The sequence below is a fragment of the Bacillus sp. FSL M8-0256 genome (genome assembly GCF_038005765.1).
Lineage (GTDB): Bacteria > Bacillota > Bacilli > Bacillales > Bacillaceae > Bacillus > Bacillus safensis.
The window spans coordinates 1,074,948-1,094,529 of record NZ_JBBOTU010000001.1; the positions used below are offsets into that span (position 1 = coordinate 1,074,948).

General features: G+C 40.6%; 20 protein-coding genes. 10 read left to right on the forward strand and 10 right to left on the reverse strand.

Annotated features, from left to right (window positions below):
- Nucleotides 1-102 precede the first annotated feature (102 nt).
- On the forward strand, nucleotides 103-1,503 hold the full coding sequence (locus NSQ76_RS05305; RefSeq protein ID WP_024425289.1) for an amino acid permease: 1,401 nt from the start codon (nucleotides 103-105) through the stop codon (nucleotides 1,501-1,503).
- 64 nt (nucleotides 1,504-1,567) lie between these two features.
- On the opposite strand, the gene NSQ76_RS05310 is transcribed toward NSQ76_RS05305, so the two are convergent.
- The 3 genes from NSQ76_RS05310 to NSQ76_RS05320 are packed head-to-tail and all read right to left on the reverse strand — an operon-like array spanning nucleotide 1,568 to nucleotide 3,388.
- A complete protein-coding gene (locus NSQ76_RS05310; RefSeq protein ID WP_024425288.1) occupies nucleotides 1,568-1,858 on the reverse strand; it encodes a hypothetical protein in 291 nt (96 codons plus the stop codon).
- Nucleotides 1,846-2,904, reverse strand: a complete 1,059-nt coding sequence (locus NSQ76_RS05315) for an anti-sigma factor (RefSeq protein ID WP_024426591.1) — start codon at nucleotides 2,902-2,904, stop codon at nucleotides 1,846-1,848. The genes NSQ76_RS05310 and NSQ76_RS05315 overlap by 13 nt, the downstream gene beginning before the upstream one ends.
- On the reverse strand, nucleotides 2,897-3,388 hold the full coding sequence (locus tag NSQ76_RS05320; RefSeq protein ID WP_024425287.1) for a sigma-70 family RNA polymerase sigma factor: 492 nt from the start codon (nucleotides 3,386-3,388) through the stop codon (nucleotides 2,897-2,899). Before NSQ76_RS05320 ends, NSQ76_RS05315 begins: the two co-directional genes overlap by 8 nt.
- A gap of 371 nt (nucleotides 3,389-3,759) precedes the next feature.
- Between NSQ76_RS05320 and NSQ76_RS05325 the strand changes: the two genes are divergently transcribed.
- Nucleotides 3,760-4,362: a lysophospholipid acyltransferase family protein gene (locus NSQ76_RS05325; protein WP_024425286.1), complete on the forward strand. Its 603-nt coding sequence runs from the start codon at nucleotides 3,760-3,762 to the stop codon at nucleotides 4,360-4,362.
- A gap of 246 nt (nucleotides 4,363-4,608) precedes the next feature.
- Here NSQ76_RS05325 and NSQ76_RS05330 read toward each other — a convergent pair whose 3' ends face one another.
- The gene (locus NSQ76_RS05330; RefSeq protein WP_024426590.1) at nucleotides 4,609-5,940 is read right to left on the reverse strand and encodes a hemolysin family protein; all 1,332 of its coding nucleotides are present in this window, start codon (nucleotides 5,938-5,940) and stop codon (nucleotides 4,609-4,611) included.
- Between the two features lie 58 nt (nucleotides 5,941-5,998).
- Nucleotides 5,999-6,439: a MerR family transcriptional regulator gene (locus NSQ76_RS05335; protein ID WP_034667702.1), complete on the reverse strand. Its 441-nt coding sequence runs from the start codon at nucleotides 6,437-6,439 to the stop codon at nucleotides 5,999-6,001.
- A 337-nt stretch (nucleotides 6,440-6,776) separates the two neighbouring features.
- On the opposite strand from NSQ76_RS05335, the gene NSQ76_RS05340 reads away from it, so the two are divergent.
- Complete coding sequence (locus NSQ76_RS05340) at nucleotides 6,777-8,159, forward strand: hemolysin family protein (RefSeq protein WP_025093319.1); 1,383 nt, start codon at nucleotides 6,777-6,779, stop codon at nucleotides 8,157-8,159.
- 90 nt (nucleotides 8,160-8,249) lie between these two features.
- Entirely contained in the window at nucleotides 8,250-8,642 is a 393-nt protein-coding gene (locus NSQ76_RS05345; RefSeq protein WP_252050304.1) for a transcriptional regulator, read from the forward strand.
- On the opposite strand, the gene crcB (NSQ76_RS05350) is transcribed toward NSQ76_RS05345, so the two are convergent.
- Genes crcB (NSQ76_RS05350) through NSQ76_RS05360 form a run of 3 tightly spaced genes read right to left on the reverse strand, consistent with a single transcriptional unit; the run spans nucleotide 8,639 to nucleotide 10,119 of the window.
- Entirely contained in the window at nucleotides 8,639-9,001 is a 363-nt protein-coding gene (crcB, locus tag NSQ76_RS05350) for a fluoride efflux transporter CrcB (protein ID WP_341052858.1), read from the reverse strand. The genes NSQ76_RS05345 and crcB (NSQ76_RS05350) overlap by 4 nt on opposite strands.
- On the reverse strand, nucleotides 9,002-9,397 hold the full coding sequence (gene crcB / locus NSQ76_RS05355) for a fluoride efflux transporter CrcB (RefSeq protein WP_024425734.1): 396 nt from the start codon (nucleotides 9,395-9,397) through the stop codon (nucleotides 9,002-9,004).
- A 5-nt stretch (nucleotides 9,398-9,402) separates the two neighbouring features.
- On the reverse strand, nucleotides 9,403-10,119 hold the full coding sequence (locus tag NSQ76_RS05360; RefSeq protein WP_341052861.1) for a glycerophosphodiester phosphodiesterase: 717 nt from the start codon (nucleotides 10,117-10,119) through the stop codon (nucleotides 9,403-9,405).
- 305 nt (nucleotides 10,120-10,424) lie between these two features.
- Between NSQ76_RS05360 and NSQ76_RS05365 the strand changes: the two genes are divergently transcribed.
- The 3 genes from NSQ76_RS05365 to NSQ76_RS05375 all read left to right on the forward strand — a co-directional run bounded on the left by NSQ76_RS05365 (nucleotide 10,425) and on the right by NSQ76_RS05375 (nucleotide 12,540).
- Nucleotides 10,425-10,526 carry a YhdX family protein gene (locus NSQ76_RS05365; RefSeq protein ID WP_017360338.1) on the forward strand — a complete coding sequence of 34 codons (102 nt, stop codon included), beginning with the start codon at nucleotides 10,425-10,427 and terminating at the stop codon, nucleotides 10,524-10,526.
- 164 nt (nucleotides 10,527-10,690) lie between these two features.
- On the forward strand, nucleotides 10,691-11,779 hold the full coding sequence (locus NSQ76_RS05370) for a mechanosensitive ion channel family protein (protein WP_024425736.1): 1,089 nt from the start codon (nucleotides 10,691-10,693) through the stop codon (nucleotides 11,777-11,779).
- Between the two features lie 14 nt (nucleotides 11,780-11,793).
- Nucleotides 11,794-12,540 carry an NAD-dependent protein deacylase gene (locus tag NSQ76_RS05375; protein WP_341052863.1) on the forward strand — a complete coding sequence of 249 codons (747 nt, stop codon included), beginning with the start codon at nucleotides 11,794-11,796 and terminating at the stop codon, nucleotides 12,538-12,540.
- Between the two features lie 40 nt (nucleotides 12,541-12,580).
- Here NSQ76_RS05375 and NSQ76_RS05380 read toward each other — a convergent pair whose 3' ends face one another.
- Nucleotides 12,581-13,435, reverse strand: a complete 855-nt coding sequence (locus tag NSQ76_RS05380; protein WP_135032430.1) for a polysaccharide deacetylase family protein — start codon at nucleotides 13,433-13,435, stop codon at nucleotides 12,581-12,583.
- Nucleotides 13,436-13,731: 296 nt separating this feature from the next.
- Between NSQ76_RS05380 and dat the strand changes: the two genes are divergently transcribed.
- The gene (gene dat / locus NSQ76_RS05385) at nucleotides 13,732-14,589 is read left to right on the forward strand and encodes a D-amino-acid transaminase (RefSeq protein WP_341052866.1); all 858 of its coding nucleotides are present in this window, start codon (nucleotides 13,732-13,734) and stop codon (nucleotides 14,587-14,589) included.
- A 44-nt stretch (nucleotides 14,590-14,633) separates the two neighbouring features.
- On the opposite strand, the gene NSQ76_RS05390 is transcribed toward dat, so the two are convergent.
- Nucleotides 14,634-15,140: a universal stress protein gene (locus NSQ76_RS05390; RefSeq protein ID WP_341052868.1), complete on the reverse strand. Its 507-nt coding sequence runs from the start codon at nucleotides 15,138-15,140 to the stop codon at nucleotides 14,634-14,636.
- Nucleotides 15,141-15,696: 556 nt separating this feature from the next.
- Between NSQ76_RS05390 and NSQ76_RS05395 the strand changes: the two genes are divergently transcribed.
- Nucleotides 15,697-17,454 carry an ABC transporter ATP-binding protein gene (locus tag NSQ76_RS05395; RefSeq protein WP_208946540.1) on the forward strand — a complete coding sequence of 586 codons (1,758 nt, stop codon included), beginning with the start codon at nucleotides 15,697-15,699 and terminating at the stop codon, nucleotides 17,452-17,454.
- Nucleotides 17,451-19,466, forward strand: coding sequence for an ABC transporter ATP-binding protein (locus tag NSQ76_RS05400; RefSeq protein WP_341052873.1), 2,016 nt, complete (start codon nucleotides 17,451-17,453; stop codon nucleotides 19,464-19,466). The genes NSQ76_RS05395 and NSQ76_RS05400 overlap by 4 nt, the downstream gene beginning before the upstream one ends.
- Nucleotides 19,467-19,582: the final 116 nt, after the last annotated feature.

Genomic DNA, 19,582 nt, shown 5'->3' on the forward strand with positions numbered 1-19,582 from the left:
CACCAATTTATTGTGCTAAATTTAATCTAAATATTCAGAAAATATTGTGAATTATATGAATGTGGCGTCTTTAGACTGATACTAAGTTTTGGGAGTGATGGTATGAGCAATTCATTGTTTAGAAAAAAGAGCATTTCAGAGCTCATTGCGGCAACACAAGGGGAAAAAGCATTAAAAAAGGAATTGGGTTCATTTGATTTAACCATGCTGGGCATTGGAGCCATTATCGGGACAGGGATATTTGTTCTAACAGGTACAGGAGCCGTCACTGCGGGGCCAGGACTTGTTCTATCATTTGTCATCGCAGGTCTTGCTTGTTTGTTTGCAGCACTGTCATATGCGGAATTTGCTTCCACAGTGCCTGTATCAGGGTCTGTGTATACATTTACGTACGCATCAATGGGGGAATTTCTAGCATTCATCATTGGATGGGATTTAATATTAGAATATATGCTGGCCGCTAGTGCCGTTTCAGCGGGCTGGTCAGGCTATTTTGTGTCTTTTTTAAATGGGATAGGGATTCATATACCAGTTGAGTTAACAGCAGCACCAGGTGGTTTAAAAGGGCAAGTGACATATTTTAATCTTCCAGCATTTATTATTTTAATGGTCATCACCTTCCTGCTGTACTTTGGTATTAAAGAATCAAAACGAGTCAATAACATCATGGTTATTATGAAAATTGCTGTGATTCTGCTCTTTATTTTAGTCGCTGTGAAATATGTAAAACCTGAAAACTGGACACCATTCGTACCATTTGGGACATCAGGGGTCTTAAGTGCAGCAGCCCTAGTATTCTTTGCATTTATCGGGTTTGATGCAGTTGCTTCTGCAGCAGAGGAGACAAAAAATCCATCACGCAACCTGCCTAGAGGGATTATTACTTCCTTATTGATTTGTACACTGCTTTATGTCGTTGTCAGTGCGATTATGACGGGCATTGTTCCTTTCATGAATTTTGAAGGAGTATCACATCCAGTGTCTCTCGTTTTACAAGTAGCCGGACAAAACTGGGTGGCTGGTATTGTGGATGTCGGAGCGATTCTAGGGATGACAACCGTAATGCTTGTCATGCTGTACGGCCAGACACGCGTGATGTTTGCTATGTCTCGTGATGGCTTGGTGCCAAAGGTATTATCAAAAGTTCACCCAAAGCATAAAACTCCTTACATCAATACACTGTTCTTCGGTACATTGTCAGCATTAATGGGTGGATTTATTCCACTTGATGAGCTGGCAAGCCTAGTGAATATCGGGACACTTTCAGCATTTATTTTGATTTCAGTGGCGGTCATTGTGATGAGAAAAACGCAGCCGGACTTACCACGAGCTTTCAGATGCCCAGCAGTTCCGCTTATTCCGATCTTAGCTATTCTATCTTGCGGATTGCTCATTTATAAGCTTGGTGCAATCACCTTTGTTCGTTTCTTAATCTGGCTTGCCATTGGGCTGGTTGTGTATTTCTTATATTCAAGAAAGCATTCAGAATTGAATAAAAAGTAAATGAAAAAAGCCCGTGCTGCTTGGCATTAGTCAAGTAACACGGGCTTTTGCTTTTGAGTGCTGATTAAAAACCTAACTGAAGATCGACATCGATTGATACGATGGCATAGACACAAACAATGACAAAGATATTCAGTACGACACCGAGGAAACCTGGACCCGTACGGCCTTTTTTAATGAACAGTTCAATAATGCCAAATGGAACTGCGGCCATTGCAAAAGGAAGCATTTGAAAAGAATAAAATGTCACGTTGCTGATAATGGCGAGGTTTAGCATGAGCAGGGATAATATCGCTGTGCCGACAGAAATCCAGCCAAATACATTATGCTCTTTAAAAATTCTTACCAATTCCATAATTCCACCTCGCTCACTTTTGCCGTTTTAATGCGTTTTGTCTTTACAAATTTCTCAATTTCTTTAGAAGGTCCAGTGACCACAGAGCCATAAACGGTGACGCCATTTTGATCGATATAGCGTATACGATTAGACAGATCAAGATCAGGTCTGCCAGAGATCGTTGTTGCCCATGTCGGGTGCTGATTAACATAAGCAAGGGCATCTTTGAATTGATCTACCTCAGTTTTTGATGTGTGCTGAAGCTCTTTTAAAAATTCAGAGTCCTTCCCAGGAAAGCCGATTGGCCGCTGATTTCCACTTAATGAATCCTCTGTTTTAATCGCATTCCACAGCACTTTCATATCATATTTTTTAGCAAAGGAATAAATATCCTTTGGTGTGTAAGCTCTGTCATAGGATACATACACTTCACTTACTGTTCCTTCAGGAAGCTTGTCTAACGTAGTGAGTGTTTGTTTTTTTGAGGCATCTGCCTGCGCCGAAGGATGGGTAAAGAAACCCTCCGTTTCGCGTGCGCTGTCACCATAATAAGAGATAGTAGGCTGCTTTAATTTATCGAAAAACATCTCGATTTGTTCACTGCCAATGGCTTCTGTTTTATTGCCAATTTGCTTTTGCAGCTTCAATTCGGTGTTCATCCCAAAAAGCTTGACCTGACCTTTTAAATCCTTCATATCAATGGCCACGTTTGGTTTGGTCAAAGCGACGGTGACAGCGGCAGTTTCCATGAAGTGATTGCCTTTGCTCTCGGCTCCGCCAACGCCGTAGTATAAATAACTTCCTAATGTACAAAGCGGTAAAATAATGAGTGTCGATATGACAGCAAGTACGGAAATACGTAAATATGACTTTCTTTTTCCGTATTGTAAAATGGCTTTTTGCTTCTCAGGACTGATGGAAAAGTCTGTCCAATCCGAGTCGTTCAGTTCCTGGCTTAAGCGTTTTTCGTTTTCTTCAAGCTCTTCCTCAAACGCTATCATTTCTTCCTCATTCATCTCACCATTATTATATTGTTCCCATCGCTTGTTAAACTCTTCATTCATCATTAACACCTCTGTTGTAAAGTGCTTTTAGGCGCTGCCTTGCACGAAATAAAACACTTTTGAAATTTGCTTCAGTAATATTCATGACCTTGGATGCTTCCTTGTAATTTAGTTCTTTTAAATAATACAATGTCAACGCTTCCTTGTAGTTATCTGGAAGCTGCTCTAAATACATGGTGAGGACTTCCTTTATTTCAACCTGTTCAGCAGGGCTTTGTACAGACGTTTGTAAAAGACCGCCAATGAGGTCATCCGATATGGTCACTTCTTTTTTATGTTTCCTGACATAATCAATAAAAGCATTTCGTGCCACCTGAAATAACCAAGGTTTCACTTTGCTATGGTCGTAGGAATGAATATGTATATACGCACGCATAAAGGTTTCCTGCAATAAGTCTTCTGCCAAATGTTTGTCTTTTGTCATGGAGAGCAGAAACCTGTAAACATCGTTCATATACATTTGATAAATTTCATCGATCGTCACTGATTTTTCTCCCCTCTATGTTATACACGCATAAGAAAGGCATAAAGTTGCACGAAACTTCTCATTACCGTACATTACTCATCTCTTTCGCCGAATCAAAATCATTTCTCCTTATCATAGCGAAATTTGCATCATTTATAAAGTATTTTCAATAGAACAAATCAGGAAAAAACATCGAAAAACGACAAAATTGAACACAATTCCTATTCTATTCTCCCCTAAAGCCTTGTGCTTGAATACAGGCAGAACGTTCATTTTTAAACGAAAAAAATAGGGAGGATTGGACTGTGTACAAATTTTTAGTACCAGGTAATAAAAAATTTGTTATAATAGAGACAAATCCTTCATTCTTCAAACAAAGGAAGTGCACTATGTATAAATTTTCAGGCTATACCGTCAAACTATTATTTGGTCTCCGAGGTGGAATCAAAGTATATCAAAAAGAGAATCTGCCAACTGATCGGGGTTTTGTCATTGCTTGTACACATGAGGGTTTTGTGGATGTTCTTGCATTAGGCGCAGGAATTCTTCCGTTTGAGATCCACTACATGGCGAAAAAAGAATTGTTTGCAAATAAATGGATCGGTGGATTTTTAAAAAAGATTCATGCCTTTCCTGTTGATCGAGAGAATCCTGGGCCAAGCAGTATTAAAACGCCCATTAAATTATTAAAAGAGGGAAAGATCGTTGGGATTTTTCCAAGCGGAACACGTACAACAGAGGATGTTCCTCTAAAAAGAGGGGCGGTTACCATTGCGCAGCTCGGTAAAGCGCCAATTGTTCCAGCCGCATACAAAGGACCTTCAAATGCGAAAAGTCTTTTCAAAAAAGGGAAAATGCGCTTAATCATCGGTGAACCGATTGAGCTGTCTGAATTTGACCATCTGCCGCCAAAAGAAAGATTAGGTGCCATGACAGAAGTATTAAACACAAGAATCAAAGAGCTAGAAGCTCAATTAATGGAAAAGGCATAAGAAAAACGACCGCTTGCTTAGGCAAGGGTCGTTTCAGCGTGTAGACAAACCCTCGCTTTCGGTGTCAGTCCTGCGTGCCGGTGCTCACGAATGCTCAATTCGCTCCGCTCCGGTACTCGTCCTTCCTAGACTTCAAAGGTTTTCTATCACGCTGAAAAAGAAGACAAAGGGCTAAAATAAAAATCATTTTAGCCCTTTGTCCACAATGTGAAACGCCCACTTGCTTAAGCAAGTGGGCGTTTTTTGTTACGAAGCGCCTTCTTCAGCTGCTTCTAATAATTGTTCATTTAACTTTTTTACTTCGATGTATGCCACATGGTGTCCATCGACTTCATTAATAATAAATTCATAGCCTTGTTCACGAATGGCGTCATTTTTCTCTACTTCATATTTCTGAGTAAGGAACCAGCCGCCGATTGTGTCGACCTCTTCATTATCAAGCTGTGTACCTAATAGCAGGTTGACTTGATCAACAAGAACCTTGCCATCAAAGATGTAATGGTCTTCTCCAAGTTTACGCACTTCGTTGATTTCATCAATGTCGAACTCATCACGAATTTCACCAACGATTTCTTCAAGGATGTCTTCAACGGTCACAAGACCTGCTGTACCGCCATATTCATCTGATAAAATGGCCATGTGTACACGTTCACGCTGCATTTTGAGCAGTAAATCATGAACAGGAACCGTTTCAATCACATGAATAATCGGATTTACAAACTTTTCGATCGTATCGCTTGTAGAGCACTCACCACTAATGCAGGCAGTGAGAACCTCTTTAATGTTAAGAACACCGATAATGTTGTCTTTGTCGCCATCTTCAATTGGATAACGTGTATATTTCTCTACCTTTGTTACCTTCAGCATTTCCTCAATGGTAATATCATACGGGAAGCTGACAACTTCGGTACGAGGAATCATAATTTCTTTCGCCAGACGGTCATCAAATTCGAAAATTTTATTTACATATTTGAATTCAGACTGGTTAATCTCGCCGCTCTTATAGCTCTCTGATAAAATAATCCGCAATTCTTCCTCAGAGTGCGCCATGTCATGCTCAGATACTTGCTGAAGACCGAACGCTTTCGTTAACAAACGAGCAGATCCATTTAATACCCAAATGAACGGGAACATCACTTTGTAAAAGATCATCAGTGGTCTAGCAAAAAGAAGGGATACTTGCTCAGCCTTTTGAATGGCGAGTGTTTTCGGTGCAAGTTCTCCAACGACAACGTGTAAAAACGTCATGATACTAAACGCAATAATAAAAGTGACAATAGAACTAGCTGATTGAGGAATGGACAACTCTGCAAAGAGCGGCGCAAGCATATGCGCAATTGTTTCTTCCCCTAACCAACCAATACCAAGGGCGGTAATGGTAATACCAAGCTGACAGGCTGATAGGTACTCATCAAGGTGAGTCGTTACATGCTTGACAGCAACTGCTGTTTTATTACCTTCTGCGATTAACTGATCAATTCTTGAGCTTCTTAAGCGAATGATCGCAAACTCTGATGCAACGAAAAACGCGGTTAAAGCTATAAGTAAAGCAACTATGAGTAAATTAACTATGTCCAATTAAGGCCTTCGTTCTGACTTTGAGAACGAAGGTAACACCTCCTGTTTAGTAAAAATTTTAACTTAACAGCAGTAAAAATGATTGGACAGCCGTCATTTTTTCAGGAGTAAGCTGCTCTTTTAGTTTTTCACGTTGTTCTGGCTGAAGCTGCTTACAACGTGCCAAAATGCGGTCCATATGCTCATTCATCCGATCGATATCAGAGGTTAAATGGACAAGTTCATCATGATCTTCCTTTTGAGAAGGGAATTGTTCATCTAATCTGGATTTGATGTCAGAAAGAGCCAATCTCTGCTGTTTGCAAAGAACGATTAATTGTAATCGTTTTAAAGCATATTCATCGTAATAACGATAATTTGAGCAAGATCTAACAGGCGCAAGCAAACCTAGATTTGTATAATAATCTACAGTTCGTTTCGTCACCTGTGCAATCTGTGCTAGTTCACCAATACGATACTTTTTCTCAGCCCCATCTGAACATCTCCTCCTAACCGTCACGTTATAGTTTATGAAAATAGTTTAATATAATTCTAGTCTGAAACACAAGTTAATTGTTCATATTTCCTGCCAATAAGAAGAAACAGAGGAGGATTTCCCTTAATTTAGTCAGTCATGTCAAAAACAGCATGATGATACAGGAATTTTCAGATTATTTATGGTAAGATAAAATGAATACCGTTTCATATATATGTAGAGAGGCGGAATTTTACGTGAACCGGAGGTGGTTAAGTGGGGCCCTCAATGTAGTCTTATTTAATCAGTTAACCGTTTTGCAAAACATAACATCATCAATCAGGAGGTGACTCCTTGTTCTTCTAAGAAAGAGCAAGGTTAAATGGACGATATTGTTAATCTGAGTATAGTCGGTGTTTTGATTGCTTTAACAGCTTTCTTTGTTGCATCTGAATTTGCCATAGTAAAGGTGAGAAGTTCAAGAATTAATCAGCTTGTTGCCGAAGGGTCCAAAAAGGCCATCATGGCGAAAAAGGTGACATCAAGGCTAGATGAATATTTGTCAGCCTGTCAGCTCGGTATTACAGTGACATCCCTTGGTTTAGGGTGGATTGGTAAGCCGGCTGTGAAAGAACTTTTGGTTCGAGGTTTTGGTTTGACAAACATTCCTGATTCAGCAATCAGCCTGATCTCAGCAACACTTGCGTTCTCTATTATTACCTTTTTGCATGTAGTTGTAGGTGAGCTTGCACCAAAAACGCTTGCCATTCAAAAGGCGGAAAAAATGACACTATGGCTGTCAGGCCCGCTGCATGCATTTTATATCCTTATGTTCCCTTTCATTTATGTGTTAAACGGGTCAGCACGTCTGCTAACTAAAATGATGGGCATCGATATGGGGTCTGAAAAAGAACATTCCCATTCTGAAGAGGAACTGAAGATTTTATTATCTGAGAGCTTAAAAAATGGGGAAATCAACCCATCAGAATATAATTATATGAACAAGATTTTCGATTTCGATAATCGAATTGCCAGAGAGATCATGGTACCGCGGCGAGAAATTTGTGCGATTCCAGAAGATATGCCGTTAGATGATATCCTCGCCATCATGACGCAGGAAAAGTATACACGTTTCCCTGTGTTTTCAGGAGATAAAGACCATGTCATCGGCATGCTGAACAAAAAGCAGCTCTTTGCAGATCTTGTGTATCAAGGTGAAAAAGATCAACTGAAAATTCAAGATTATATATATCCAGTGATTGAGGTTATCGACACGATTCCTATTCAAGAGCTTCTCGTCAAGATGCAGCGTGATAGAATGCATATGGCGATCTTAACTGACGAATATGGCGGAACGTCTGGACTTGTCACAACGGAAGATATTTTAGAAGAGATTGTCGGAGATATTCGAGATGAATTCGATGAAGATGAACAGCCAGTGATTCAAAAAAGAGCCGATCATCATTATGTTTTAGATGGCAAAGTGAGATTAGATGAAGTTCAAGATTTGATCGAGATCTCTTATCATGATGAGGAAATTGATACAATCGGCGGACTCATCTTAAAAGAGAATATTGATATCAGAGAAGGACAATCCGTCTATCTTGATGATATTCGAATGAAAGTGCTGGAAATGGATGGACGCTACGTTAAAAAGATTGATTTGAAAAAAGGCGTCACATCGGCAGAAAAAGGCAGTGCACGCACTGGACTTGATATAAAGGAGCCGCTGCTAGTAAACGAAATGACCTTGAGCGAAAAATAAGCTCAAGGTTTTTTTAGGTATTTAGTCTCTTTTATACGAATGTATGTTCGATATATAATAAGAACAAACGTTCGATAGAGGGGGATGGACATGCTTTGGTATGAAACAGCAAGTATCACGGAGAAAAAAACCTCAATGAAACGAATTGAGTTTCATTTAAAGAATTTCAAAAATTATCAAGCAGCAATCTTAAATATCGAAAGGCAGCTTGAAAAAAGAAGCCCGCATCATCTCGACCACATGACACGGAAAAAGTTAGAAGAGCAAAAAAATCAGTATAAACTCATCGTTGCTTGTATTGAAACGGCATTAAAAGAGTTGGACGAAATAGAGCAGCAGCTCATCGATTACAAATATTTTCGAGATTGGCGGATGGCAAAGTGTGCAATGGAAATTGGCTATAGTGAAAAAACACTCTTTTTGATGAAGCGCCAGCTGATGGATCAGCTGCTCATCAGCTTAGCCGCTATTACCAATATTTAAAGATGCTGTCCTATTTGATAAAACGTAGCAAAGAGACATAAAGACCCGATGATTGTGACCAATAAGTAGACAGCAAGTTGTCCAATTTGCCGCTCTTGCAGCATGGACGCAGCCTCTACACTAAATGTAGAGAAGGTTGTAAAACCACCGAAAAACCCAGTACCTATGATCATTAGCAGCGGATCACTGTCAGTCACTGCACCTGTCAGTAAACCTAAACCGGCAGCGCCGAGTAAGTTGATGAGAATAATACTATACGGAAAACGAGTATTAAACTTGGTTTTCTGAATCGATTGACTGAGGAAAAAACGAAGGGCACTGCCTATCCCGCCGGCAACAGCTGTATAAAATACAATCATTTATCTGCTTCCTTTCGGCTGCTCATCTTGTTGAAAGAGGCGCTGAGCGGTGATCAGTCCACATAAGGCAGCGCCCACTCCAGCAATCACTGAGAGTAGAATGTACATGATACTTGATGTGAACAGTCCATCCTGTAATAAGAGAACCGTTTCTTTAGAAAAAGTGGACATTGTCGTAAAACCACCGCAAAATCCTGTTCCGATCAAAGCAGCAAGATATTTTTTTCCTTTCCGAAACATAAAATACCCTGTTGAAAAGCCAAGAAGCAGACTGCCTGTCATGTTTTCAATCAGTGTTGCATAGGGGAATGTCTGGCTGACAACGGATTGGCTAAGTTCATATCTGCAAAGAGTACCAACCAATCCACCGATAAATACGGCGAGATATGCTTTCATTTACATCATTTCTCCTTTAGAAAAAATGGCGGGTGATCCGTCACCACTCCATCAATGTGGTATGTTTTCATCCTGTCGGCTGTTTTTTGATCTTTCACTGTCCATATAAAGACATCCATTCCAAATGAGTGGATGCGATCAATCCACCATCTGTTGATCATCGTTTTCTTCATATTAAGGCAATCCGCAAAGGAGCGGTACTCCGCTAATTTCCTTTTCGTCAGTTTAAAGGCAGAGGGTTTTATAATAAAAGCTGTTCGAAGAGAAGGGGCGTAAGCTTTGACTCTTTGAAGTGCATTGGCATCAAAAGATTGAACCATGATGTGACGGGAATAGGCAAACCGGTTGATGATGTCGACAACTGCCTTTTCAATCCCAATCTGCCGTTTTGGATGCTTGATCTCAATCAGTATCCCGACACGCTGACTGTATCTTTCAAGAATTTCTTGTAATGTGGGAATTCGTTCGTTGGCGTACTGAGAATGAAACCAGCTTCCTGCATCCAATTTCTTCAGCCGATCAAGTGTATAACCTTTCACTAAGCCGCTTCCGTTACTCGTCCGATCAACAGTATCATCATGGATGACGGCTACGTGCTGATCCATTGTCAACTGGACGTCTAACTCAATATAATCCGCACCCCGCTGAACAGCTAAATCAAATGCGGCGATTGTATTTTCTGGGGCAGCGCTTGAAGAACCTCTATGCGCGATAATATACACATGCTCCAGCTCCTGACATAAGTTCTGGTCTTATCATATCAAATTTTTGCTGTTTTTCCTTCTTTACTATATGGTACGAGGGAGAGCTGTATGTAATGGAACATGGCATATGGTGAGAAAGCATCGTGTATGAAAGGTGAAAAGTTGCAGGAATATCCCAAGCTCTTATTGAGTAAATCTGAACTACATCATTTTTTCTTCGATCAATTTTGTCCAAATCGTCAGCGTTCGTCAAAATATTAGTGCTTTCGTCATGTTGACTGAAAATTCTGATGTTTTATAATGATGAAAAGGAGGCGAGATGATTGGGTAAAGGGAGAATTAGAGTGGAAGAACGTATTAAGGCCGAAACGGATGCTGAAATGTTTAAAGCGACTCTCCTTGATCAGGCTCAGAAGAAAAAGTAGTTTGCTGCCCGTCGATATGTCTCTAGCCAAAATTTCATATTTGAACTTCATGCCTCGGGATCAGTCCCGAGGCTTTTTATGTAGAGGTCAGACATTTAAGAGAGGACATGAACGAAGGTTATATTATAAACTAGAGAGGATTGTTTTAAAGGAGAGAGACAGACATGTTTACACAAAAATGGATGGATACATATTTTACAGTAGATATTGCGATCCAAATTGGTATTAGCCTTTGTATTTTATTGCTTTTTTTATTGCTTCGGAAAGTATTTACGAAGTATTTATTTCAGCTTTTGTTTAGGCTGACGAATCGGTCTAAAACGGAGGTCATTAACCAAATTGTTGTGGCATTTGAAAAACCAGCCAGGCTGTTTTTCGTGGCACTTGGTTTATATTTTGCGTTAAGACAAGCGCCATACTTTGAGCATCATATGGATGTCATCATTAAATTGTATAGATCTTCTATTATATTGATGCTGACGTGGGGGCTTTGTAATTTAACCGCTGCATCTTCTTTCTTGTTTCAAAAGGTCAATTCGAAATTTGAATTAGATATGGATGATATTTTAGCACCATTTTTATCAAAGGTACTTCGCTTCATTATTATTGCACTGAGTATTAGTGTCATTGCACAAGAATTTAATTATGACGTAAATGGACTTGTGGCAGGTCTCGGTCTAGGTGGTCTAGCCTTTGCGCTCGCCGCTCAGGATACAGTGGCTAACTTTTTTGGAGGGATTGTCATCATTACAGAGAAGCCTTTTACGATGGGCGACTTTGTGGAGACACCAAGTGTTCTTGGGACTGTGGAGGACATTACATTTCGAAGTACAAGGTTTCGAACACCTGCTGAAGCCGTCGTGACCGTTCCGAATTCTACGCTTTCAAAGGAGCCAATCACAAACTGGACAAGAATGAATAAACGTCAGATTACGTTCTCTGTTCGCGTTTCTTACAATACACCAAAGGAAAACATTGATCAGTGTATTAAGCGTCTCAAACAGATGCTTCACGAGCATGATGGTGTGCATAAGGAGACGATTATGGTAAATCTCGATGTACTGGCAGACAGCTATTTGAACTTGTTTTTCAACTTTTACACAAACACGACAGCTTGGTCTGAAAACCTTGATATTAAGCAGGATATTAACTATCGCATCATAGATATTTTCCACGAGGAAGGCGTAGAATTTGCTTTCCCTGGTCAGGCCATTTATATGAAACAAAAAGGTGAGAAGCAGCTGGGTGAATAAAGGAGGAATGGTGCGTGGACCAAACAAAGGTGGATGTGTTAAGAGAGAAATTATCGCAGGCTTCACATATCACAGTACTCTCAGGTGCAGGTATGAGTACAGAATCGGGTATTCCTGATTTTAGATCAACGGGTGGTCTGTGGACAGAAGATACTTCCCGCATGGAGGCGATGAGCCGGTCCTACTTTTTATCAAACCCTCATCAATTCTGGCCAAAATTTAAAGAATTGTTTCAAATGAAAATGAGTGGAGAATATGAGCCTAATAGCGGGCACACCTTTTTAGCCAGCCTTGAGCAACAAGGGAAGCATGTGGATATTTTTACCCAAAATATTGACGGTCTTCATAAAAAGGCGGGAAGCCAGCATGTATATGAACTCCATGGCTCCATTCAAACGGCCACTTGTCCATCGTGTCAGGCGGTATATGATCTGTCTTATTTATTAAAAGAAGAGGTGCCGATCTGTCAAAGGGTTACCTCAGACGGCAGTACGTGTGGACGTGTGCTAAAAACAGATGTTGTCCTATTTGGCGATATGGTCAAACATTTAGACCAAGTGGAGACATCACTTCAGAAAACGGACATGCTCCTCGTCATGGGGACTTCCTTGGAGGTAGCGCCAGCAAGGTATATTCCAGAAGATGCAGCTCATGATCCTTCCATCTTCATGGTGATGATGAATTTGAGTGAAACAGAATTCGATCCGCTTTTTGATCTTGTCTTTCATGAGCGAATTGGCGATCTCGTGAAAGCTTTATAAATCATTAAAAAACCCGCATCCTAAAGGTGCGGGTTTTACTTTATTGCTGCAGCGGCTTCATTGTTTCATCAAGGACTTCAAATGTATAGCCCTTTGCCTTTAGCTGCGTAATTAAGCTGCTTAAGTATTTTGCCGTCGCCGGCTGATCATGCATTAAGATGATTTTTGGTTCTTTTGGATTTTTTGTCTCCAGCACTTGCAGCTGATTTAATACCTCTGGTACATATTTTGAGCTTTTATATTTCCAATCAAGACTGTCAATGGTCCAGTCCCAGTAGACAAAGCCTTTTTGTTTTAAACGTGCTTTTTGCTGATCGGTTAAATTTGGGGTGCTGCCATAAGGTGTTCTCACAAGATGGGTATACTCACCTGTCACAGAAGCCAAAATGCGCTGATCTTCCTTCATCTCGTTAACAGGAGAATCTTTTTTTTGATAAAAGCGTTTCACATCATGGGTGATGCCATGAAGCCCTAATTGATGACCTTCTTGATGGAGTCTTTTCACAGCTGCCGGGTGTTCTTTAATCTGAGGTCCGAGCATAAAGAATGTGGCTTTCACTTGATGCGCTTTTAGCACATCTAACAGCTGATTTGAAGTCGCTGATGGACCATCATCAAAGGTTAAAAAGATCGTTTGATCCGTTATATGTTTATTTGAATTGATCTTAAAATGTGCATCTAATGTTTTCCGAGAAGCATCTTTTGCTTTCATACTTGTGCTTGTGTCTCTAAATTGACTGCTCTCAGATAATTTCGCCGGCTGATCTGCTGCCTGCATATTGGTTTTGGACATATCCCAAATAAAAAAGAGGATCAGTGTCAGAATGACAAAACCAATCGCCTTTGAGAGCAGCATAGTGTTTGAAGGTGCCTGTTTTTTTTTAACCCGTTGCATTACAATCGCTCCAATAAATCAAAAATTTGTGTCGAATCATGTAGTAGATTCTGTCTTTTTCCGCTGTTTTTTGTCATGTTTATATGGTGTCAGTATACAGGAAAAAAGAGCCTATGAATATAGAAGTTGCTAAAAAATTGGAATCTTTTTGGTTATGAATCTATATTTGTTACAATAGAAGGTTATCCATTTCTTATGATGTGAAATAATTCTGAATAATCATTGAAACGTACCCATTTATCCGCTAAGATAGCATCAGATTCAACCATTAATGCAAAGCGAAGGGGAGATTCCATATGAAAGTATTGTACAATGGAGATTTCATTGAAAAAAAGGATGCACATGTTGATATTGAGGACAGAGGCTATCAATTTGGTGACGGAGTCTATGAGGTCATCCGTGTATACAATGGTACTTTGTTTACGTTAAAAGAGCATACAGAGCGTCTGTTCAAGAGTGCAAAGGAAATTGGCATTCATCTGCAAGGTACAGTATCTGATATGGAAGAAAAGTTACAGCAGCTCGTCGCTCACAATCAATTAACAGATGGCGGTGTGTATATTCAAGTCACGCGGGGTGTCGCCCCTCGTAAACATCAATATAGTGATTCTCTTACTCCTCAAATCACGGCATATACGTTCCAGGTGAAAAAGCCTGTTCAAGAGCAGGAAGCTGGGGCAAAGGCCATTTTATCTGAGGATCTTCGCTGGTTAAGGTGTGATATCAAAAGCTTAAACCTTTTATATAACATCATGGAAAAGCAGAAAGCATCTGAAGCTGGTGCGTTTGAAGCAATCCTTGTGAGAGACGGTTTTGTGACCGAGGGAACCTCCTCGAATGTATATGCCGTGATTGATGGCGTGATTCGTACTCACCCTGCAAACAATCTCATTTTAAACGGCATTACTCGTAGAAAGCTGCTGGAGGTATGTGAGGAAGAAGGGTGTACTGTTGAAGAAACTCGTATAAGCAAAGAAGAACTGCTGCGCGCTCAGGAAATTTTCATCAGCTCGACGACAGCTGAAGTCATTCCGATTGTTGAAATAGATGGCGAGCCAGTAGGGGAAGGCGTTCCGGGCAAGCTGACAAAGCGCGTACAGGAAGGCTTCCAGCAAAAAATTAAACATGAAAGTGAAGCATCGATCTCTTCATAAATAAAAAAAGGCTGTAAACCAATGTTTACAGCCTTTTGTGATGCTTATTTCACAATAAGCACAGGTATATCTGATCTTGCTGATAACTTTTCACTCACACTGCCAAACAGCATTTTTTTCAATCTGCTTTGGTCACGTGCTCCCATGACGATGAGGTCTGCTGATATTTCCTCCGCATATTCGATAATCGCTTCCGCTGGTTCTCCCTCTACAATTTCAATGGCAGCCTCAAACTGCTCCTCATTTAAAAGCATTCTTGCTTCCGCAACGACCTCTTCTGTATGGTCTTCAAAAATCAAGGGACTTTGCTGTTCATCATGAGGTACATATACAGGGGGTGTTTGAAGATCTGCCGTACCGCCGCCGATATAAGCTCCGCCAGTCATTGGGCGCGGCACATCAAACACCTGTCTGTCTGTTTTGCCATCATGTGCATAGGTAACGGTCAGCTTGGCATGTAAGGTTTTAGCTAAAGCGATTGCCTTTTTTAATGCTTTCTTACTGTCTTCATGTCCATCAAACGCTACGACCATCCGATCAGCTTGAAACAATGTCCTCATTCCTTTCAAAAGGAGTCTTTACACTCATGGTATACCCGTTAATAGAAAAAGATACACATGAAGGAGAATGATTTTTGTTAGAAAATTTCATTTATTGAAAAATATTTATTGACAAAATAGTGACAGCCACTATAAGATAAAAAAAGATTCAAGAGCCAAAAGGAGGAAATGTCATGTGCAACATTGGAAGAATGAAATCAAACTGCATGAATGGGTTGATTCACGTGACAATTACACCTTCATTGGTCATGGAAAAGGAACTCGTCTGTTCCAATTGATCGGATGAATCAAGGCGTATGTTGCGTATTTGTCAACATGCGCCTTTTTACATGACGAAAAGAGGCGTACCAGCAAGCTGGTGGCCTCTTTTTTTGTTGAATTCATTTCGCATTTCGAAATAAAGGGATGAAAAACAACAAGTAAATGAAGAGGAGTGAAAGCATGTGAACATGCCAAAATCAAGACAAATGACAAAAGCTCAAAAAACGAAACAAGGTGACTTGCAGGAAAATTTAGAAAGCGGCTAGCTTGAAAAGGAGAGACAAACATGTTTTCAGTATTTGCGAAATTAGGCTGGTTCTTTAAACAAGAGTGGAGGCGTTATACGATTGCTATTACGCTCCTGCTCATTGTGAATGTGCTTGAAATGCTGCCGCCAAGATACCTTGGCCAGGCAGTTGATGACATTCGTTCTGGTCAATTTACAACATCCAGTATTGTGTTTTATGTGACCATTTTTTGCTTACTAGGTGTCGTCGTCTATACACTTACATATTTTTGGATGTATCAGTTATTTGGCGGCGCAAATGTCATGGAGCGTGTGATGCGTGGGAAACTGATGCGCCACTTGCTTAAGATGACGCCTACTTTTTATGAAAAGAAAAAAACGGGCAACTTAATGGCATTGGGTACAAACGACTTGAATGCTGTGGCCTTAACGACAGGCTTTGGCGTTCTGACCTTGGTTGATTCCACTGCTTATATGCTGATGATCTTCTTTACGATGGGGCTGACGATTAGCTGGAAATTAACCTTAATGGCGATTATTCCTATGCCGCTGATGGCGCTCTTGATTGCGTTTTATGGAAGCAAAATCCATGAGCGCTTTACAGTCGCTCAAGATGCATTTGGCGATATGAACGATCGCGTTCTTGAATCAGTGGCAGGTGTCCGGGTCATTCGGTCTTTTGTGCAGGAGAAACAAGATGTCGAACGCTTTCGAGAAATGACAGATGATGTATTTCAAAAAAATATGCGAGTGGCGATCATTGATTCTTTGTTTGAGCCGACAGTGAAATTACTTGTGGGGATCAGCTACTTAATCGGAATCGGCTACGGAGCCTATCTCGTGTTCCAAAGTGATTTAACCATTGGGGAGCTTGTTGCATTTAACGTCTATCTTGGCATGATGATCTGGCCAATGTTTGCGATCGGCGAATTGATTAATATTATGCAAAGAGGAAATGCGTCGTTAGACCGGTTAAATCATACACTTAGCTACAAGCCGGACGTAACAGATGCTGCTCAGCCGAAAACGTTACAAGAGCCTGGAGATATTGAGTTTGATCATGTGACATTCAGATATCCAACCTCATCTAAAGATAATCTCATTGATGTGTCCTTTACCGTTCGAAAAGGGCAGACAATTGGGATTACAGGCAAAACGGGAAGCGGCAAAACGACCATTGTCAAACAGCTTCTGCGCCAGTACCCGGCAGGTGACGGGCAAATATTGCTATCAGGTGTTCCGATCCAAGACATTGAATTAGATCAGTTATTTCAATGGATCGGATATGTACCGCAGGATCATATACTTTTCTCAAAAAGCGTGGAACAGAATATGCGCTTTGGTTATCGTGACGCGAAACAAGATGAGTTAGCACAAGCAATCAAAGATGCTTACTTTGAAAAGGATTTACGCCTTTTGCCAGAGGGTCTGGAAACCATGGTTGGGGAAAAAGGTGTGGCGCTGTCAGGCGGACAAAAACAGCGAATATCCATTGCACGTGCTTTATTAATTGATCCAGACATTTTAATTCTGGATGACTCATTATCTGCGGTAGATGCAAAAACAGAAACCGCTATCCTAGAAAATCTAAGACAAAACCGTCATGGCAAAACGACGTTTATTACAACTCATCGCCTATCAGCTGTTGAACATGCCGATCTCATTCTTGTCATGGAAGAAGGACGCATTGTCCAAAAGGGCACCCACAACGAGCTCATCCAGCAGGATGGGTGGTACAAAGAACAATTTTTGCGTCAGCAGCTAACAAATCAGCTGGAAGGAGGGGATGAGGCATGACAACAGGAAGAAGACTCCTTGCCTACGCACTCCTATATAAGAAAGTATTGTCTGTTGCCTTAATCTTTCTAATGATTGCAGTTGGTGCTGAGCTGACAGGGCCGTTTATTGGGAAGAAAATGATTGATGATCATATTTTAGGTGTAGAAAAACCGTATGTCGAGGTCAATGAAAAGACAGACAAAACCGTTTATTACCAGGGAAATAACTATATACGAAGCGATCGATTAAATAATGGAATGGATTCTGGAAAGCAAATCAATGTAGTGCAAGTCGGGTTCGGTTACTATTTTGTGAATGAGCCGATCCGTTTTGATGGAAACAGAAAAATATCGGTAGATCAGCTCACCATTGATAATGGGAACGAGCGTGAAACCTATGAGGTAAAGCGTTTATCAAAAGAGGAGATTTTCGCTTTTTATCAGCCAGAAATCAGTGGTTTGGTGCAGCTTGTTCTATTTTATCTAGGACTGCTCATCGTTGCGATTTTCTTTCAGTATGGGCAGCATTATTTGCTCCAAAGGATTGCAAATCGAATTATTCAAAAAATGAGGGTAGACGTATTTGAGCACATCCAAACGCTGCCGATCCGATATTTTGATAATTTACCGGCTGGAAAAGTTGTCGCGAGGATTACAAATGACACGGAAACCATTCGTGATTTATATGTAACAGTCCTTGCAAATTTCGTGACAAGTGCTATTTACATGATTGGGATTTACATTGCCATGTTTTTATTAAATGTGAAGCTGGCACTCATCTGTTTGGTCGCAGTACCGATTATTTTCCTATGGTCGATGACTTATAGAAAGTTTGCATCAGTGTACAATCACCGCATTCGTTCGATCATCAGTGAAATCAATGCCAAACTAAATGAAGCCATTCAAGGGATGACAATCATTCAAGCCTTTCGTCATGAAAAAGCGACGCAAGAGGAATTTGATGAGCTGAACAACAATCACTTTCGATATCAGCGAAAGATGCTGCATTTAAATTCACTTCTTTCACATAACTTGGTTAACCTGCTGCGAAATTTAGCATATGTGGCACTCATTTGGTATTTTGGCGGTGCGTCGCTAAGTGCGACAGGCATTGTGTCCATTGGTGTGCTCTATGCGTTTGTCGATTATTTAAATCGATTGTTCCAGCCGATTACAGGCATTGTGAATCAGTTCTCTAGGTTGGAATTAGCAAGGGTTTCATCAGAAAGGGTTTTCCGATTATTAGATGAACCAGGAACAGAAGTGGAAGAACCTGTTCAGAAGAAGCTGGAGGGACACGTTCAGTTCAAAGATGTCACCTTTGCTTATAATGAAGGGAAAAATGTCTTAAAGAACATTACGTTTGAAGCGAAGAAAGGTCAAACGGTTGCACTTGTGGGGCATACTGGTTCTGGGAAAAGCTCGATCATGAACTTGCTGCTGCGTTTTTATGACATTCAGCAAGGAGACATTCTCATAGATGGCGAAAGCATTTATGATCAGTCGCGCCAAACGCTCCGTAAACAAATGGGCATTGTGCTGCAAGACCCGTATTTATTTTCTGGAACGATTGCTTCCAATGTGAGCTTAGGGAATGAAGACATCAAAAGAGAAACGATTGAATCCTCATTAAAGCAAGTAGGTGCCGCAGAGTTATTGAAGCATTTGCCAGAAGGCTTTGATGAACCAGTCGTTGAAAAGGGAAGCACCCTTTCCTCAGGGGAACGTCAGTTGATTTCATTTGCGCGCGCATTGGCGTACGATCCAGCGATTTTAATTTTAGATGAAGCCACCGCGAACATTGATACAGAAACAGAAGCGATCATTCAGCGGGCGCTTGATGTAGTTAAAGAAGGACGAACGACTTTTGTGATCGCTCACCGATTATCCACTATTAAAAAAGCCGATATGATCTTGGTGTTAGAAAAAGGTGAAATCGTCGAGCGTGGCAGTCATGAACAACTCATGCAGCAAGAAGGGCTGTATGCACAAATGTATGAACTGCAAAAAGGTGCTGTTGCAAACAGCTGATGAATAGTAGAAAAAAGAGCCTCATTCAATTGGAAGAGGCTCTTTCCTTTGCATGAAAAAGTCGAGGGTTCTGTCCTCGACTTTTACTGGTTATATTGTTTGGACAGGCATCATCA

Excerpts from the sequence above, each read along its gene's own strand:
- NSQ76_RS05305 (WP_024425289.1), top strand. The coding sequence starts at position 103 with ATGAGCAATTCATTGTTTAGAAAAAAGAGCATTTCAGAGCTCATTGCG.
- NSQ76_RS05310 (WP_024425288.1), bottom strand. The coding sequence starts at position 1,858 with ATGGAATTGGTAAGAATTTTTAAAGAGCATAATGTATTTGGCTGGATT.
- NSQ76_RS05315 (WP_024426591.1), bottom strand. The coding sequence starts at position 2,904 with ATGAATGAAGAGTTTAACAAGCGATGGGAACAATATAATAATGGTGAG.
- NSQ76_RS05325 (WP_024425286.1), top strand. The coding sequence starts at position 3,760 with ATGTATAAATTTTCAGGCTATACCGTCAAACTATTATTTGGTCTCCGA.
- NSQ76_RS05340 (WP_025093319.1), top strand. The coding sequence starts at position 6,777 with ATGGACGATATTGTTAATCTGAGTATAGTCGGTGTTTTGATTGCTTTA.
- NSQ76_RS05345 (WP_252050304.1), top strand. The coding sequence starts at position 8,250 with ATGCTTTGGTATGAAACAGCAAGTATCACGGAGAAAAAAACCTCAATG.
- crcB (WP_341052858.1), bottom strand. The coding sequence starts at position 9,001 with ATGATTGTATTTTATACAGCTGTTGCCGGCGGGATAGGCAGTGCCCTT.
- crcB (WP_024425734.1), bottom strand. The coding sequence starts at position 9,397 with ATGAAAGCATATCTCGCCGTATTTATCGGTGGATTGGTTGGTACTCTT.
- NSQ76_RS05370 (WP_024425736.1), top strand. The coding sequence starts at position 10,691 with ATGTTTACACAAAAATGGATGGATACATATTTTACAGTAGATATTGCG.
- NSQ76_RS05380 (WP_135032430.1), bottom strand. The coding sequence starts at position 13,435 with ATGCAACGGGTTAAAAAAAAACAGGCACCTTCAAACACTATGCTGCTC.
- dat (WP_341052866.1), top strand. The coding sequence starts at position 13,732 with ATGAAAGTATTGTACAATGGAGATTTCATTGAAAAAAAGGATGCACAT.
- NSQ76_RS05395 (WP_208946540.1), top strand. The coding sequence starts at position 15,697 with ATGTTTTCAGTATTTGCGAAATTAGGCTGGTTCTTTAAACAAGAGTGG.
- NSQ76_RS05400 (WP_341052873.1), top strand. The coding sequence starts at position 17,451 with ATGACAACAGGAAGAAGACTCCTTGCCTACGCACTCCTATATAAGAAA.